At 49.2% G+C, this 14891-nt stretch carries 13 protein-coding genes; 11 read left to right on the top strand and 2 right to left on the bottom strand.

The features are described from left to right. Positions 1-4 precede the first annotated feature (4 nt). Genes Ga0123462_RS04465 through Ga0123462_RS04420 form a run of 10 tightly spaced genes read left to right on the top strand, consistent with a single transcriptional unit; the run spans position 5 to position 10175 of the window. A complete protein-coding gene (locus Ga0123462_RS04465; RefSeq protein ID WP_100265198.1) occupies positions 5-277 on the top strand; it encodes a hypothetical protein in 273 nt (90 codons plus the stop codon). A 27-nt stretch (positions 278-304) separates the two neighbouring features. After that, complete coding sequence (locus tag Ga0123462_RS04460; RefSeq protein ID WP_100265197.1) at positions 305-1849, top strand: pilus assembly protein TadG-related protein; 1545 nt, start codon at positions 305-307, stop codon at positions 1847-1849. Further along, entirely contained in the window at positions 1824-2363 is a 540-nt protein-coding gene (locus Ga0123462_RS04455) for a TadE/TadG family type IV pilus assembly protein (protein ID WP_100265196.1), read from the top strand. Before Ga0123462_RS04460 ends, Ga0123462_RS04455 begins: the two co-directional genes overlap by 26 nt. A gap of 7 nt (positions 2364-2370) precedes the next feature. Then, positions 2371-2886: a TadE/TadG family type IV pilus assembly protein gene (locus Ga0123462_RS04450; protein WP_100265195.1), complete on the top strand. Its 516-nt coding sequence runs from the start codon at positions 2371-2373 to the stop codon at positions 2884-2886. Positions 2887-2923: 37 nt separating this feature from the next. Continuing rightward, positions 2924-4114 (top strand): CpaE/TadZ family protein, encoded by a 1191-nt coding sequence (locus Ga0123462_RS04445; protein WP_100265194.1) that lies wholly within the window; start codon positions 2924-2926, stop codon positions 4112-4114. 25 nt (positions 4115-4139) lie between these two features. Further along, a complete protein-coding gene (locus tag Ga0123462_RS04440) occupies positions 4140-5489 on the top strand; it encodes a CpaF family protein (protein ID WP_100265193.1) in 1350 nt (449 codons plus the stop codon). Between the two features lie 8 nt (positions 5490-5497). After that, on the top strand, positions 5498-6466 hold the full coding sequence (locus tag Ga0123462_RS04435) for a type II secretion system F family protein (RefSeq protein ID WP_100265192.1): 969 nt from the start codon (positions 5498-5500) through the stop codon (positions 6464-6466). A 12-nt stretch (positions 6467-6478) separates the two neighbouring features. Then, on the top strand, positions 6479-7465 hold the full coding sequence (locus Ga0123462_RS04430; RefSeq protein ID WP_100265191.1) for a type II secretion system F family protein: 987 nt from the start codon (positions 6479-6481) through the stop codon (positions 7463-7465). A gap of 24 nt (positions 7466-7489) precedes the next feature. Beyond that, a complete protein-coding gene (locus tag Ga0123462_RS04425) occupies positions 7490-9295 on the top strand; it encodes a LytR C-terminal domain-containing protein (protein ID WP_100265190.1) in 1806 nt (601 codons plus the stop codon). A 31-nt stretch (positions 9296-9326) separates the two neighbouring features. Then, the gene (locus tag Ga0123462_RS04420; protein WP_232726676.1) at positions 9327-10175 is read left to right on the top strand and encodes a tetratricopeptide repeat protein; all 849 of its coding nucleotides are present in this window, start codon (positions 9327-9329) and stop codon (positions 10173-10175) included. A 32-nt stretch (positions 10176-10207) separates the two neighbouring features. Here the strand turns inward: Ga0123462_RS04420 and Ga0123462_RS04415 are convergent, their stop codons facing one another. Both Ga0123462_RS04415 and Ga0123462_RS04410 read right to left on the bottom strand, forming a co-directional pair. After that, on the bottom strand, positions 10208-11275 hold the full coding sequence (locus tag Ga0123462_RS04415; protein ID WP_100265188.1) for an adenylate/guanylate cyclase domain-containing protein: 1068 nt from the start codon (positions 11273-11275) through the stop codon (positions 10208-10210). Positions 11276-11280: 5 nt separating this feature from the next. Next, positions 11281-11661, bottom strand: coding sequence for a PilZ domain-containing protein (locus tag Ga0123462_RS04410; protein ID WP_100265187.1), 381 nt, complete (start codon positions 11659-11661; stop codon positions 11281-11283). 440 nt (positions 11662-12101) lie between these two features. On the opposite strand from Ga0123462_RS04410, the gene ppdK reads away from it, so the two are divergent. Continuing rightward, positions 12102-14861, top strand: coding sequence for a pyruvate, phosphate dikinase (gene ppdK, locus Ga0123462_RS04405; RefSeq protein ID WP_100265186.1), 2760 nt, complete (start codon positions 12102-12104; stop codon positions 14859-14861). Positions 14862-14891: the final 30 nt, after the last annotated feature.

The raw sequence follows: 14891 nt of genomic DNA, 5'->3' as shown, positions 1-14891 counted from the left end.
TATTATGGCAATCAAACAATTACTTGTAATTCCCGCCGCAATGGCTCTGATGATTGCTGGCTGTTCTTCACACGTCGGGCCAGAGCCCATGCAGAGTGATTTTGGCAACTCGGTGAAAACCAACATTGCCAGACAAACGATCAATCCAGATGCGGGTGCTGAGCAGATGGCACCAGCCACTCTGGATGGACAGAAAGCTGAGAAAGCCATGAAGACGTACAGAGAGGGTGATGGCAAAGCCTCCACTGACCGCCTTGTGCAGGATATGGCTAACTAGAGAATCTAGCCTATAAAGGGTGCCAATATGTGTATGCAATCCCGAAAAGAGCGTGGCGCAATCCTGATAATGACCTTGGTCTACAGTGTCGTTCTTATTGGAATTGCAGCACTGGCACTTGATGTAGGTCGTCTGCTTCTCCTTCATAGCGAAATGTCAAATGCCGCTGACGCAGCTGCACTTGCTGCAGCTGCTGAATTGGATGGTAAAGACGATGCACGAGCGAGAGCTCGAACCGCAGCCAGAGAACTTTTATCCCACACTGGCCGCTTCGCGAAAAAACAGGACCTGCTTAATAATGCAGCTCTTCCGGACAGTGCATTCACATTCTACTGCGCTATCGGCAGTGAGTTCGACCTGGATTCGTCAGCTGCCTGCTCTGATAGCAATGAAGACCACCCCTACTATGACGCAGCCACCGATGCTGAGGCCCATTATGTTAAGGTTACACTGGCAGATGATGGTGGTACAGATGACTACTATGTCATAGACCTTTTATTCTTTCCTGTTATTAACCTGATTACCAATGATGATACAATATTGGCATCGGCCCATGCTGAGGCGACCGCAGGCCGCAATAATCTGATCTGCAACTACCCACCCCTGATGATCTGCGATCCATTTGAGGGTGAGGGTGGATTGAAAAACAACCTCACACGTGGGCAACAGATTCGTTTAAAGGCTCAAGGCCCCAATACCTCATGGGCTCCTGGTGATTTTGGCTTCCTGCAACCAACAGCTGGACCCGGAGCAGACAACCTAAAAGAAGCAATTGCTGATGAAGGAATACAGGGATGTACTCCTCGAATTGTTACAACAAACCCAGGTGAAGTAGTTTCCACAACAGACCCATTTAATAGCCGTTTTGATGAAGGCGGCAAAAAGAATGAATATCCACCTGCTCCCAACGTCATTGATTATCCGAATGATCAAACCTGGGTCAGCTATGATAACTGTAAAGATGATAGTAAATGCCGTATTGGCAACAATGATTGGAGTAGACTCGACTACTGGAATGAATTTCATGGAGGCACACCACCAACAACCTTGGACTTCGATGATGAGGATGGAATTCCATTCAATGATGCAACCCGGTATGACTTCTACAGGTGGGAAGTTTTAAATGACGAACTGCCCTGCAGTGAAGGGTACGCTTTCTTCAAGGATCAGAAAGGAAACCTGAGCGGGGACACATTATCTTGCTCGGGAAACCCTTCAGCGAGTTTCGACAAAAAAGATTACGTTGCTACTGAAGTACTGAACAAAGGAAGCTGGGTAACTGAATATTTCACCTCTCCAGGCCACGGGCCTATCGTAGAGGGCATCCCCAGCAATAAAGACGATGATCTTCTAAATCGTCGCGTTCTCTATATTGCTACTCTCAGTTGTGATGCGCTAGGCATGAATGGAAAGACAACAAATATCCCAGTTAATTCCCCGGATGGATTTGCAAAAATCTTTCTCATCAAACACAGCCTTGGCCCGTCCTATGCAGACTTAGACGGCGAATATCAGGGATGGTCTGACACTACGGAGTCGACACAGCATGTTGACCTTCAACTCTACGAATGATCGCTGGCAGACGCGCTGCCGTGGTGCAGTGATGGTTGAATTCGCCATCATCACGCCACTGCTGATTCTACTGGTTTTTGGAATCACAGAGCTTGGCCGCGCACTTTATCAGGAGAACATCCTTACTCAGGCAGTTCAAACGGGAGCCCGTTACATGGCCAGAGTACCTGATATTCTTGATGTGGATAACAACTGTGCACAACAGGCGGGATGGAGTGCAGCCGAAACAGCCGCCAAGAACATAATTGTCTACGGGACAGTGGAAACCGGCACTACGCCGCTGCTACCGAATCTGGCGACAGCAAATGTAACCATTACGAGCGCTGTCAGTACAGATGCCGGGGTAACGATAAGCGCATGCATCATCTCCATTCATGCTGAAGCTGACTTTGCCGGAATTTTCGGCCCTGAATACTCCATCCCTCCGATTCCGTTTATTGGCTCGACCGGCACAGGAGGTTTGAGCGCCATAACGTTGAATGCCGAAACGCAAGAGAGGTACACCGGTGAATAGGCGGATCATGAATAGAGCGCGTGAATCTGGTGCCGCTTTAGTTGAAATGGCCATTGTGCTGATCATATTTCTGGCACTTGTGTTTGCCATTATCGAATTTTCACTGCTGATATTTAATTACTCCAGAGTCATTGAAAGCACACGTGCAGGCGTAAGATATGCTATAGTTAATAATGTAGAGGCAGGTTGTGCTTCAGGCGTGGCCAACATCACCTGTCCGGGTGGTGCTGCAGTGTCCTGTAGTCTTGCAAACTCTTCTTTAATTCTCGCTGAGATGCAGAAGACAGTGCAGGCCGGGGTCATTGAAGCAGGCAACGTGGATATTACCTACGCATGTGCTACTGGAGCTGGTCAGAGTGAACGCCCTACTCCGATACTGCTGGTGACTGTGACAGTAACAGGCGTAGAGCACCATTTTACGGTTCCCGGAGTGATTGGTCTGGGGGATGAACTGACTTTGACGCTGCCAGCCCAGTCAGCAACACGGATAAGTGAGGATTTGTACACCTATACTGCACCGTGAATGGAGTTTGTAGAAAAGTTATTGAGTGAGGTACGCCATGAACCTGAAAGTAATCGCTGAGTTGATGAATGAAGAGGCCTCTGAACAGCTGAAGGCGGCGATTTCCCATATCAAAGGTATCAGTCTGACTGTAAGGTTACCAAGGATTGAAGCCGACATCACCAGGATTGGCAAGAGCGAAATTCCCGATGTTCTGATCATCGAAATTACAGATGATTCTCCTGATGATATCGACAACATTGTGAAGGTGATCAAGGACAATCCCGATCACATGAGTGTATATATCGTATATCGCGAGTGCTCATCCGAAACAATGCGTCGCCTTGTAAAAGGCGGCGTGAAAGAGTTCCTGCCACTTCCACTGCAGGCTCAGGAACTTGCACTTAGCCTGCTTGAACTCGTATCCGACAAACGCGTCAGGGTTCAGGCGCATAAGGATTCCGGTGGTGTTACCGCTTTCATTAATGCCAAAGGTGGCGGTGGGTCAACGCTGCTTGCCACCAATACAGCTGTGATGCTTGCCTCAGAATACAAGGTTTCCACAGCCCTGATCGATTTTGATATCCAGTTTGGGACGGCCGCGATCTACCTTGATCTGAATCCGCGCAGCAATGTAATGGATGCACTGGTGGACATCGACCGTATCGATCCGGTCTTCATTCAGGCATTGATGACCAAGCACAAAAGTGGTCTTGATGTGCTCGCTTCACCAAGCGATATCGAGCCGATCAACGGCCTTATCACCGTTGAGGGTGTGAATCGCCTGCTTGATGTGGTGACCGATATTTATGACTTTGTCATTCTCGATATCCCACGACTCTTCACACCGTGGACCATTGCAGCCTTGAAACATGCCGATCCGATTATGCTGGTGACCCATCATGATCTGACCACTATACGCGATGCCAGACTTATCATGGACTCATTGCCGAAAATGGAGATTCCTACCAGCAAGGTGGAAATCATTAACAATCGAGCCATGACCAAGGTGGAAGAGACATCGATCGACAGTCTTAAAGAGACACTGCACAAAACCCAGATACACAGGGTGCGTAACGACTACAAGACAGCCATTCACGCAGAAGAGAATGGCATGCCTGTATCAGATATTTCCAGTCGCTCTGATCTGACCAAAGATATCAAAGCGCTGGCACTCTATCTGGTTGAGAAGCATCATGGAAAACAGGAAGAAAAAGGATTTTTGGACTCCCTGTTTGGCAAAAAATGAGAAATAAAGAATGAGGTGAACGCTCATGACCATCACATCTGACTCTCCCCGACCCAACTGGGATGAAGCACATGCTTCCGAGGCAGGCAAATCGACCGACCAGTCGAAATTCCAAGCATTTAAACAGCGTGTTCACAGACGATTGCTTGAGAGAATGAATCTGAAAATCATCGATCAGGTCGATGAGGCTACGGTCCGCAAGCAGATTTCTCAGGAAGTTCGCGATATTATTTCCGAAGAGCCGACCCCGCTGAATGCCAAAGAGCGCGCACGTCTGGAGTCTGAAATCCAGGATGAGGTTCTCGGCCTTGGTCCTCTGGAATCACTTCTGGCAGATCAAAGTGTTAATGACATTCTGGTCAACACCTTCAACCAGATCTATGTTGAACGGCATGGTGTTCTTGAAAGAACCGATATTCGCTTCCAGAACAATGAACACCTGCAGCGCATTATTGATAAAATCGCCAGTAGTGTTGGTCGCCGGGTTGACGAATCCTCGCCAATGGTTGATGCCCGATTAGCAGATGGCTCCCGTGTTAACGCGGTTATTCCGCCTGCCGCCCTGGATGGCCCTATTCTCTCGATCCGGAAATTCAGTACCGACCCATTCCAGATCAGTGATCTGGTTGAATTCAAAGCGATGACGCCGAGAATGGCGACATTCCTTGCTGCGGCTGTGAAGGCCCGCATTAACATCCTCATCTCAGGCGGTACCGGCAGCGGTAAAACCACCCTGCTTAATGCTCTCTCCGGTTTTGTTCCCGAAAAAGAGCGAATTGTCACGATCGAGGATTCCGCTGAACTGCAACTGCAACAGCCACATGTTGTCAGGCTGGAGGTTCGCCCACCCAATATCGAAGGTAAAGGTGAGATCACCCAGCGCGACCTGGTTCGTAACTGCCTCCGCATGCGCCCGGATCGCATCGTGGTTGGTGAGGTGCGCGGTGCCGAGTCCCTCGACATGCTGCAGGCCATGAACACCGGCCATGACGGATCGTTGACAACCATCCATGCCAACTCCCCCAGAGACGCCCTGACAAGGCTGGAGCACATGGTTGGTATGAGTGGTGTTCCGATTCCAACCAATGTCGTCAGACAACAGATTGCGGCCGCCATCAACCTGCTGATTTCTTCAGAACGCATGCTTGATGGCCGCCGTGTTATTACCAGCATTCAGGAGATCACCGGCATGGAGGGCGACATCGTCAACATGCAGGAGATCTTCACCTTTAAACGTAAAACCGTGGACGAATCAGGCCATGTTGTTGGTGAGTTCCGGGCAACCGGAATCAGGCCGCGTATGATCAACAGATTTACCGAGCGTGGCATCAGTCTCAATGATGACCTTTTCGACCCCAAATATGTCTATGAATAGGTGATAATATGATTGAATTTCTCGTTCCGCTTATCACATTTATTGCTATCGTATCTCTGGTAGCGGGAGTCTATTATATATGGGATCTGCTTGGAGAAAGCGGCGCATCAAAGGTTGAACGCAGATTAAGAATCCTTTCAGCCGGAGGTGGGCACGGTGCAGAACTGCTGAAAAGAAAACAATTAAGCAGCAATCCTGGGCTGAACAGCCTTCTTCAGGGAATCCCCCGTATTCATGCTATCGACCGACTCCTCACCGAAGCTGATCTAGACCTCTCTGTTATGAAGTTTATCGGCTTACAGATTGGCACGAGCATTTTCTTCTTCATTGCCCTGCTGCTTACAAGTGAGTTGTACACACCTTTCGCATTGATCCTCGGCGTGGTTGCCGGCTTCATGATTCCTTACATGTATGTGTCCAGACGTGCTGAAAACAGGCGCCAGCGATTCATTGAAATGCTCCCTGATGCACTCGATTTCATGGCCCGCAGTCTGCGCGCTGGCAATCCGTTTACTGCCACGCTCAAGATGGTTGCAGATGAAGTTCCCGATCCAATCGGTACTGAGTTTGGTATCGTATTCGATGAGATAAATTACGGTCTTGAGCTAAAAGATGCACTGCTTAACTTCACCGACCGTATTCATTGTGAAGAGGTGCAGTATTTTGCTGCAGCCGTAATCATCCAGAAAGTCACAGGTGGTAATCTCGCGGATGTGCTGAATAAAATCTCTGCGGTCATGCGGGCTCGGGTAAGAATGTATCGAGAGATCGCAATCCAGGCCAGTGAGATGAAACTTTCAGCCAATGTTCTGATCGGACTACCGTTCTTCGTGGCCGGTGCCATCGCAATCGCGCAACCGTCATATTTTGATCCCCTGTTCCAGAACCCGTTGGGACAATTCCTGATCATTTTACAGCTGTTCCTGATGGCCGTTGGTTACTTTGTAATCAGGCGCATGATCAGCTTCCGGGTATAAAAGGAGAGTAAGATGAAAGAACTCATTGCAGTCATCAGCTCTTTCCTAAGCACAGATAACCAGATCGCAATTCTGGGCATGGTGTTTCTTGCAACCGCCCTGCTCTTCTACGGCATCTTTATCTGGTTAATGGGTGGCATGAGCCCTGTTCAGCGCCGCCTGAACGCGATTGAGCATCCTGAAGAAGCTATTAAAGAGGATCTACAACAGAGGGATGGCAGATTCTTTGTTCGCATTGCCGAATCTGCTGCAAGTGTGGTCATCCCGGATGAGGCATGGACCGATTCCAACCTGAAAATGAGGCTGGTTAAGGCAGGTTATTATAGCCCCAGAGCTATTCGTGTTTTCATCGGCAACAAGGTGTTCCTTGGCATTCTTGTTCCAGTCGCCATCATTATCATTGCGGTTTTCAGCGGTTACTCCCCTGCTGCCGGCAATCTCTATGTGATTTTCCTCGTCGTTCTGGCGGCCGTTCTGGGTTACAACATTCCAAACTTTATTCTGATCAACAAGATCAACAAACGGCGCCTGAGCTTCTCTGAAAGTTTTCCAGATGCCATGGATATGTTTGTGGTTTGCGTGGAGGCGGGCCTTGGACTTGATGCAGCCATCCAGCGTGTGAGTGAAGAACTCAGGCACAGCCATCCGGTACTAGCTGGAGAGTTTGCCGTTCTGAGCCTTGAGCTACGTTCCGGTAAAACCCGGGAAGAAGCACTCCGGTCTCTAGCAGAACGTACTGGGCTTGATGAAGTCTCTGAGTTGGTAACCCTGCTTGTTCAGGCCGACCACTTCGGTACAAGTGTAGCTGACGCATTAAGAACCCACGCTAAAGAAATGAGAACAATGCGTATGCAGCGAGCCCGTGAAAAGGCTGCCAAATTGCCTGTAAAAATGATCTTCCCGATTATCCTGTTCATTTTCCCGGCACTCTTTCTGGTAATCCTTGGTCCGGCGATTATCCGGATTTACGAAGGGTTCATTAAGGGCCTGGGAGGATAATCGCACGAATCTGAGAGGTGCATCATGTCTGTGAAATATTCCCGTCCACTAAAACAAGGTACAATGATGGTCTATTGCCTGTTGTTGCTGGCTGGATGCACAACCAGTTACGCACTGCTTGATTCCATCCGCCCGGCTTACAGGGTTGGAGGTGAAGCAACTCAGGTTCAGAGCTTCAACAGTTATGACCAAGGAAAACAGCTGTTCATACAAGGCAAGTATGGTCTGGCCCTGGAGGCATTCAAACAAGCAAATGCCGAAAATCCAAACTCCGTAAATGCATTGAATGGAATTGCTGCATGTTATGACCAGATCAAACGGCATGACCTTGCAACCAGTTACTATTATAAGGCACTGAAGATTCAGCCGGATTCGGTCAAAACACTGAGCAACCTTGGTTACTCTTACATTCTGCAAGGACGCTATACCGACGCCAGTAAAGTATTGCAGATCGCGCTTGCACATGAGCCTGATAATGCTCGCGCAGCACATAACCTGAGCCTGGCAAACAGTAGATTGCCTCAGCAACAGGTTCCAGAGGTCAAAGCAATTGCATTGTCCAAAGCAAAAGCATCAGAGCCGGCAGCGGCAGCTCCAGTAGTATCAGAGCCGGTAGCGGCAGCTCCAGTAGTATCAGAGCCGGTAGCGGCAGCTCCAGTAGCATCAGAGCCGGTAGCGGCAGCTCCAGTAGCATCAGAGCCGGTAGCGGCAGCTCCAGTAGCATCAGAGCCGGTAGCGGCAGCTCCAGTAGCATCAGAGCCGGTAGCGGTAGCCCCTGCAGTATCAGAGCCGGTAGCGGTAGCCCCTGCAGTATCAGAGCCGGTAGCGGTAGCCCCTGCAGTATCAGAGCCGGTAGCGGCAGCTCCAGTAGCATCAGAGCCGGTAGCGGCAGCTCCAGTAGCATCAGAGCCGGTAGCGGCAGCTCCAGCAGTATCAGAGCCGGCAGCGGCAGCTCCAGCAGTATCAGAGCCGGTAGCGGCAGCTCCAGCAGTACCAGAGCCGGTAGCGGCAGCTCCAGCAGTACCAGAGCCGGTAGCGGCAGCTCCAGTAGTATCAGAGCCGGTAGCTATTATTCCTGTACGGTCTGACCCTGCGAAATCGACAGCCTCAGCAACTCCTGATCAGCAGCCGATGAAAGTAGTTGTACTTTCTGTAGGCAATAGAATCGAGATTTCCAATGGCAATGGCCGTACTGGTATGGCCAAAGCACTCACCAACTTCCTGAAGAGTCGCAATGAATGGGTCTGGAAGATCACCAACTCCCGCCCATTCAATCAGGAACGTACTACTCTCTACTATCTCTCTGGAAGGCAGATTGAAGCTGAGCAACTGGCAATCAAAGTGCCCGCCCCCGTTGTTCTCAAGGAGACTACATCCAATGTAAACAACAGCGATCTTCGCTTAGTAATTGGTCATGATTTCATTTACAAGAGCGAGAATGAAATTCATATGATGGCAAAAGTACAGGACAAAGTGTCTATGATCTCTGCACAAATGAACAATGTTCTGATGCCTGCACGCCTGGAGATTGCCAACGGTAATGGCCGTAATGGAATGGCCCGTCTGGTAACCAACGTTCTGGCCAGACATGGTCAAACCATCCGCCGGATTACCAATGCGGATAGTTTCGACTATGCATCATCCGTGATCTATTATATGCCCGATCATCGCAAGGATGCAGAAAAGGTTGCAGCCATGCTCCCAGTCAGGGCAGAATTGAAGGAGATGGATATTTCACATCGCAGAGTTGATATTCGCATCGTGATCGGCAAGGACCTGCTTGAAGCAGAAGATTATCTGACACTCCTTTCATCACTTGGGCATGCCTAGAATCAGGAGGAGATTTCTCCTCTTGGTTCCCATGCTTATTGCTGGGTTCCTGTCCGGTTGTGCCTCAAGCCCGAAGAGCAGTGACGCTCTGCAGAAACAGCAGGTATCTCTGGCATCACTTGCGCAAAAGGCTGATGAGGCCTTCGAACAGGGCAACAGCAGTGATGCACTCTATTATTACCAGCAGATGATCTCTCTATCACCAGAAAACCGGCATGCAAGGGTGCGTAGCGGACAAATTTATCTGAACAATGGTCTTTACCAGCAAGCTGAAACCAACTTTGAAGAGGTCCTAAGAACCAATCCGGACGATATTGATGCCCTTGAAAGCATTGGCATATGCCAGATAAAGTTAAGAAAGTTCTCTAAGGCTAAAGAGCATCTGGATAAGGTAGTCTCTCTTGATAATCAACGCTGGAATGCATGGAATGGACTTGGTGTGCTTGCAGATCTTGAACATCACTACACCAAAGCCGTACAATATTATCAAACAGGCTTGCAGATTCTCCCGAACTACCCTGTCCTGCTTAACAATCTTGGTTACTCTTTAATCATGGCGCACCGCTACAGTGAAGCCGAGAAGGTATTGCGAAGCGCACTTTCTCACACCCCCTATTTCGACAGTCGTCTGCGTAACAATCTGGGCATTGCACTAGCTTGGCAAGGGAATTATCAGGAGGCTGTAGCAACCGTAAGTTCGACATATAACGAATCAGTTGCATACAACAACATTGGGTATATTGCATTTCTCAATGGGGAGTATGAAACCGCCATAGGCTACTTTGAGACAGCAATGAGATTAAGTCCAACTTATTACGAGCGTGCTGCCAGCAATCTGGAAAAAGCAAAACAGTTGCAAGGCTCAAAAACAAAACAGTAATGTATATGGGCCCACACGACGAGCTCTAGAGGCTATTTCCCTACCTCGTAACATTTTACCGCTGCAGCTCTGTTTTTCACCTTGATTTCACCCTTGGGTTTCATCGGAACATAGGCCTGACAATGTTGATAGGTCTTCTCTCCAACAATAATGCCGTGACCTTCAGACATCTGCTGTAATCGGGAAGCAACATTTACAGTATCCCCAATAACCGTGTAGTCCATCCGGTTCTTGGATCCTACATTCCCCATCACCACTTCGCCGGTATTTATACCAATACCGATCTCAAAGACGGGATAACCCTTGGCACGGAATTCAGGCATCAGACTCTTGACTCTGGCCTGCATTGCAATGGAAGCCTTCACGGCATTAAGGGCACCCTCTTTAGAATCCCCAATCACGCCAAAGGTTGCCATTAATTCATCGCCAACAAATTTATCCAGTATTCCATGATGTTTGAAAATAATCTTTACCATGGCATCGAAATAATCATTCAGCATGCCGATCACCTCTTCCGGAGCCATATGCTCCGAAATCGCTGTAAACGAACGAATGTCGGCAAATAGCATCGTGGCTTCCTGCCTTGCATTCTGCAAAGGAATATCCTCTTCGGAGTTAATGATCTTTTCGACCAGGCTCTTGTCGATATAACGACTTAAACGGTTACGGGACACCCCTTCTTCTCGGAGCTTCTGCTGGTAATGCTCGATATCACGGGTGTAGACCATCAGCTTCGTTGTCACCTCCTGAAAGTTGCGAGAGGAGCGTGCAGACTCAGCCAAAACCGCATTGAAGTGCTGTACGATTTCAGAGAGCTCATCAGGAATATCGTCATTAAGTTCAATCGAGTATTTATGTTCTGACATAGCCGCCTTGGCAGTAATATCACATATATTGGCAAGCTGTTTGCCGAACCTGCGGATAACCGAATAACCGACCAGATGCATTATCAATGCGACAAGACCAACGACCAGCAACTCGGCAGTAATTTTAACATCGAGATATATGATCAAATAGAAAGAGAGGAGATATGGGATGAAACCGATCAGACTGTAGCTAGCCTGTTCAATATCCTTGAATTTAATTCTCTTTTTTTTCATCTGATTTATTTCGTGCTATGAGATGATGTGGAGTGTTTACGACTATCAAAACTCATCTGGCCATTCAATGACACCCCGATCAACACCCGTCCGGAATCACCGCTCTCTGCGTTGTCCGATCGAATCCACTCGACCGTAACCTGGCATTTCATAAACGCTTCAAGCTCATCGGTATCGGGAAGCTTGATTTCCAGTTCGAGTTGCTGGTCGACTTTGTAATGATCTGGGTGGGATGTTGTCAGACCGACTCCCCCTCCGGAGATATCTTTCAACTGTCCATGGTCGCAGAAAGGCTCTCCTGACTGAGAGAATCCTTTAATTTCAGCCTCAAAATCAATCGCCTGACGATCGAACTCCCTAAGGTTGTTGAAGTCTTGGTCAGACATGATTCAGTGCACCCTTTTGCTTATCCATAATATGTTCATCCCCTTCCTTGAGAATCGTCAATTCAGACAAGAGCCCCCTTCTCATCGAAACAGTCAAGATTAATTCCACTTCCAGTTGTTGAGCCAGTGCGAAAAACATCTGAAGGTTATATCTGTTACGGATAAAACTCTATAGCTGGCCAAGTTCAGGATACCATACACTACTGATTTATCATGCGGAATACACTACCCGCCATAGGAAGCGAACGCTTAATTCTGAAAGGTCAACTTATTGATTGTTCTGCGTGACATAATGCATCAGAAACGAATCAATTCTTTTCAGCAAGGGTGATCAGGCGTATGATGCATTCGTATTCGGCTTCGCCAAATCTGACTTGCCCAATACTTACAAAATCAACAAACACACCATGTGTTTCATAGAATTCAGGGAAACTAATATAATGACTAATCAGCAAAACAAATACGTCTACTCTTTTACTGAGGGGGACGGCAAAGCCAGACAGCTACTCGGCGGTAAAGGCGCAAACCTATGTGAGATGACTCAGATCGGGCTGAATGTTCCTCCCGGCTTCACCATTACAACCAAGGCATGTCTTACCTATCTGGATCAGAACAATACGCTACCGGATGGTCTGATACAGGAAGTAAAGGATCAGATGAGCGCGCTTGAAAAAGCGACAGGAAAAGGATTTGGTGACGCCCATAACCCGCTGCTTGTCTCTGTACGTTCCGGCTCTGCCATGTCGATGCCAGGAATGATGGACACCATTCTCAATCTAGGCATGAACAGAGAGACACTTCAGGGTGAAATCGAACAGACCGGAGACGAGCGCTTTGCTTACGATGCCTACCGACGCTTTATCCAACTCTTCGGGAAGATTGCCCTTGGCATTGATGATATGCACTTCGATGAACCGTTCGAAGCGATCAAGAAGCGCGAGGGTGTCAAAGAGGATGTCGGACTCTCTGCCGAAAACCTGAAAGAAATCGCCGCCTTGTTCCTTGATGTTGTCCATGCTCAAACTGGGCGTGCGTTCCCTGAAGATCCTTATGAGCAGCTGGAACTCGCTATCAAAGCGGTGTTCGGATCCTGGTCCGGCAAACGTGCAGTTGACTACCGTCGTGAATTTCACATCACACCTGACATGGCCAATGGTACTGCCGTGAATGTCTGCACCATGGTATTCGGCAACCGCGGCAACGACTGTGCTACAGGTGTAGCATTCACTCGCAACCCTGGCACTGGAGAAAACGTCTTCTACGGCGAGTATCTGGTCAATGCGCAGGGTGAAGATGTGGTAGCCGGTATCCGCACTCCAAAACCAATCGCTCAGATGGAAACAGAGATGCCGGAAATGTATCGACAGCTTGAAGAGCTACGCAGCAAACTGGAAACACATTACTCTGAAATCCAGGACTTCGAGTTCACCATCGAAAAGGGTATTCTTTACTGTCTGCAGACCCGCAATGGCAAGATGAATACGCAGGCGATGGTTCGTACTTCCGTAGAACTTGTTGAAGAGGGATTGATCAATAAAGAGCAGGCCCTTCTGCGCATTGCCCCAGAATCACTGGAGCAGATGCTTTTCCCTCGCCTTGACCCGAACATCAAGGTCAAACCTCTGGCAACAGGCCTTCCGGCAAGCCCGGGCGCAGCCTGCGGCCATGTTGTGTTCGATGCTGACCGAGCTGTGGCTCAGAAAAAAACCAGCGGAAAACCTTTGATCCTGCTGCGTGAAGAAACCAAGCCTGAAGATATCCACGGATTCTTCGTCTCCGAGGCGATCCTTACCTCTCGCGGCGGCAAGACCAGTCATGCAGCGGTTGTGGCTCGTGGCATGGGCAAACCCTGTGTTGCCGGTGCTGAAGGCATTGAAGTGGATGTAATGGCACGACGTGCCCATATCGGCGACGTTGTCATTAAAGAAGGTGACATGATCACCATCGACGGCACTAGCGGCAACGTCTATCTGGGCGAAGTTGCTACTGTTGAGGCGGAGTTCTCGGAAGAACTGAAAACCCTGCTTTCATGGGCAGATGAGCGCGCCCATCTGAAAGTCATGGCCAATGCTGACATTCCTGAAGATGCAGAGCGCGCCCTCAAATACGGCGCCATGGGAATAGGCCTGTGCCGTACCGAGCGCATGTTCAATGCTGCAGAACGGCTGCCAATCGTGCTTGAGATGATTGTCTCAGACACGCTAGAACAGCGTCAGGATGCCCTCGACAGATTGCTTCCTATCCAGCGTCAGGACTTTATCGAGCTATTTAAGACCATGTCGCCACGTCCGGTCACAGTTCGACTGCTTGATCCGCCTATCCATGAGTTCCTGCCTTCTGAGAACCAGTTGATTGATGATCTGATTCAGCTGCGTCATCTGAAGGATACCATGCGGGGATCCGAGGTTCTGACTGCGACCCTTAGCCTTCTATCCACCAAGAACGGTGCCCTCCAGCCGATCCAGCAGTTGGCTGACTCATCCCTGGTCGATGAGGCGATCGAGAAGAAGGAGGCGATTCTAAAGAAAGTTCGTGCTCTCTTTGAAGTCAACCCGATGCTTGGCCATCGCGGAGTTCGTCTCGGCATTACTTTCCCTGAAATCTATGCCATGCAGATTCGTGCTGTTCTTGAGGCAGCATGTGCATGCCAGAAAAAGGGAATTGAAGTCCACCCTGAGATCATGATCCCGCAGGTGTGTACCTCTGAAGAACTGAGAAATATCAAGGTACATGTTGAAGCCATTCGCCAGCAGGTGGAAGAAAGTGAAGGCATTGCTCCGATCTTCAAGTTCGGATCGATGATGGAGGTTGTCCGTGCATGCATGCGTGCTGAACAACTTGCCGAAGAAGCTGAGTTCTTCAGCTTTGGCACCAATGACCTGACTCAGGCCACCTTCTCGTTCTCCCGCGAGGATGCAGAAAACAAATTCCTGCCGATGTACAACGAAGCAGGGATTCTGCAGGACAATCCATTCGAAGTACTTGATGCGAATGGCGTCGGAAAACTGATGGAACTGGCTGTAAAATGGGGCCGTGGCGTTAAGCCAGGCATGAAGATCGGTATCTGCGGTGAACATGGAGGTCATCCAGCCTCCATCCGCTTCTGCCACAGCATTGGACTGACCTACGTTTCATGTTCAGGTCCTCGCGTGCCGATTGCACGACTTGCAGCGGCTCAGGCAGCTTTGCTCGACTCCTGATTTAGCTGAGAGGAAACCCAGAAGGGGCAG

It is taken from the genome of Mariprofundus ferrinatatus (genome assembly GCF_002795825.1).
GTDB classification, from domain to species: Bacteria; Pseudomonadota; Zetaproteobacteria; order Mariprofundales; family Mariprofundaceae; genus Mariprofundus; species Mariprofundus ferrinatatus.
Note: the sequence above shows the minus strand (reverse complement) of the source record. Positions and strands in the feature narration are given on the sequence as shown.

Excerpts from the sequence above, each read along its gene's own strand:
- Ga0123462_RS04440 (WP_100265193.1), top strand. The coding sequence starts at position 4,140 with ATGACCATCACATCTGACTCTCCCCGACCCAACTGGGATGAAGCACAT.
- Ga0123462_RS04415 (WP_100265188.1), bottom strand. The coding sequence starts at position 11,275 with ATGAAAAAAAAGAGAATTAAATTCAAGGATATTGAACAGGCTAGCTAC.
- Ga0123462_RS04430 (WP_100265191.1), top strand. The coding sequence starts at position 6,479 with ATGAAAGAACTCATTGCAGTCATCAGCTCTTTCCTAAGCACAGATAAC.
- Ga0123462_RS04445 (WP_100265194.1), top strand. The coding sequence starts at position 2,924 with ATGAACCTGAAAGTAATCGCTGAGTTGATGAATGAAGAGGCCTCTGAA.
- Ga0123462_RS04465 (WP_100265198.1), top strand. The coding sequence starts at position 5 with ATGGCAATCAAACAATTACTTGTAATTCCCGCCGCAATGGCTCTGATG.
- Ga0123462_RS04435 (WP_100265192.1), top strand. The coding sequence starts at position 5,498 with ATGATTGAATTTCTCGTTCCGCTTATCACATTTATTGCTATCGTATCT.
- Ga0123462_RS04460 (WP_100265197.1), top strand. The coding sequence starts at position 305 with ATGTGTATGCAATCCCGAAAAGAGCGTGGCGCAATCCTGATAATGACC.
- ppdK (WP_100265186.1), top strand. The coding sequence starts at position 12,102 with ATGACTAATCAGCAAAACAAATACGTCTACTCTTTTACTGAGGGGGAC.
- Ga0123462_RS04455 (WP_100265196.1), top strand. The coding sequence starts at position 1,824 with ATGTTGACCTTCAACTCTACGAATGATCGCTGGCAGACGCGCTGCCGT.
- Ga0123462_RS04425 (WP_100265190.1), top strand. The coding sequence starts at position 7,490 with ATGTCTGTGAAATATTCCCGTCCACTAAAACAAGGTACAATGATGGTC.
- Ga0123462_RS04420 (WP_232726676.1), top strand. The coding sequence starts at position 9,327 with ATGCTTATTGCTGGGTTCCTGTCCGGTTGTGCCTCAAGCCCGAAGAGC.
- Ga0123462_RS04410 (WP_100265187.1), bottom strand. The coding sequence starts at position 11,661 with ATGTCTGACCAAGACTTCAACAACCTTAGGGAGTTCGATCGTCAGGCG.
- Ga0123462_RS04450 (WP_100265195.1), top strand. The coding sequence starts at position 2,371 with ATGAATAGAGCGCGTGAATCTGGTGCCGCTTTAGTTGAAATGGCCATT.